Raw genomic sequence first — 1,452 nt, 5'->3', positions numbered from 1 at the left:
CGGCCCCCGCCGGGGGGGCGCACCCCCCCCCCCCCGCCCGCGCCCCCCCCCCCGCCGCCCCCGCCGCCGGGGGGCGCCCCGCCCGGCCCGCCACCGCTCGTGTCGCCGTTCCCGCCACGCCCCGCCGCTGGCCCCCGGTCGGCCCCGCCCGCGCCGCCGGCCCCGCCCGCGCCCCGCAGGCCGCCCGCTCCGCCGGCCCCGCCCGGGCAGCAGGGCGCGCCCGGGCCGCGGGGAGCCTCGTCCGCGCCCCTGCTGCTCCCGCTTGCCCCGGACTCGGCCGAACCGCGTCGGGGCCGGCGGCGCGACCTCACCCGCCGCGGGCTGATCGCCGCCGGTCTGGCGCTCGGCGCGGGCGGCGGCGCGGCGGCCTTCGCGATCAGCCGCGGCCGGGACGACGGGCGAGAGCCCGCGGGCGGCCCGGGCGCCAGCCCGGCCGGCGGGCCGTCGGGCGGCGCGATCCCCGCCGAGCTGCGCGTGCAGCTGTCCTGGACGCCGAACGTCGAGTTCGCCGGCTGCTACATCGCCGCCGACCGGGGCTACTACCGGGACGCGGGGTTCCAGTCCGCGACGCTGCTTCCCGGCGGCTCCGGCGCCCCGCAGGCCGAGGACGCGGTCACGAACGGAACCGCGCTGCTCGGGTTCAGCGCCGTCGACGGGCTTGCTCGCGAGATCATCCGTGGCGCCCCGGTACGCGCCGTCGGCGCGCTCTACCAGCGCTACCCCTGGGTCGTCGCGTCGCGGGCCCAGGCCCCGCTGCGCGTCCCGGCGGACCTGGCCGGCAAGCGGATCTGGGTGGAGAAAGGCTCCGCGCAGATCTGGGACACGTTCCTGGCCGCGAACGACATCCGCCCGGACACGATCACCCAGGTCAGCGAAGGCTCACCGGACGACCTGCTGACGGCCGGCGAGATCGACGGGCTGCTCTCGCACGCCTACGACGTCGCGCTGCGGCTGCGGCTCGCCGGCGTCGACGTCGTGACGTTCCTGCTCGCCGACCACGGCTACCCGCTCGTCTCGCAGGTCTACGTCGCCGCCGTCGACGCGCTCACCCGGGAGCGCAACGCGATCAAGGCGGCGCTGACCGCCGACATTCGCGGCTGGCGGGACAACCTCGCCGACCCGGCGCTCGGCACCCGGCTGACCCTCGCCACCGGCGCGAAGGGGCTGGACGAGCCCACCCAGCGGGCGATGAACGAGATCCAGAACACGCTCATCGTCAGCGACGACACCCGCCGCAACGGCCTGCTGACCGTCACCCCGGCCCTCGCCGAGAAGAACGTGAAGGCGCTGCTGAGCGCCGGCTACCGGGTGGACGTCGCCGACCTGTTCGACATGTCGCTCCTCGCCGAGGTCTACCGCGACGACCCGACCCTGCTGGGCTAACCACCCGGGCTGGCCGCCCGGCCCGGGCGGGCCCCGGCGCCCCCCCCGGGGGGGCGGGGGACCCCCCCC

1 protein-coding gene is annotated in these 1,452 nt (G+C 78.8%); it reads left to right on the top strand.

Translation table 11 applies throughout. From position 1 onward, the window contains the following. Window positions 1-1,383 (top strand): ABC transporter substrate-binding protein (locus tag I6A81_RS41185; RefSeq protein WP_238441619.1); only part of this gene is annotated, 1,383 nt, incomplete at its 5' end. Window positions 1,384-1,452 lie beyond the last annotated feature (69 nt).

Source organism: Frankia nepalensis (assembly GCF_016786325.1).
Taxonomy (GTDB): Bacteria; Actinomycetota; Actinomycetes; order Frankiales; family Frankiaceae; genus Pseudofrankia; species Pseudofrankia nepalensis.
The sequence above is the reverse complement of the archived record's forward strand: the minus strand, read 5'-3'. Positions and strand labels throughout refer to the sequence as shown.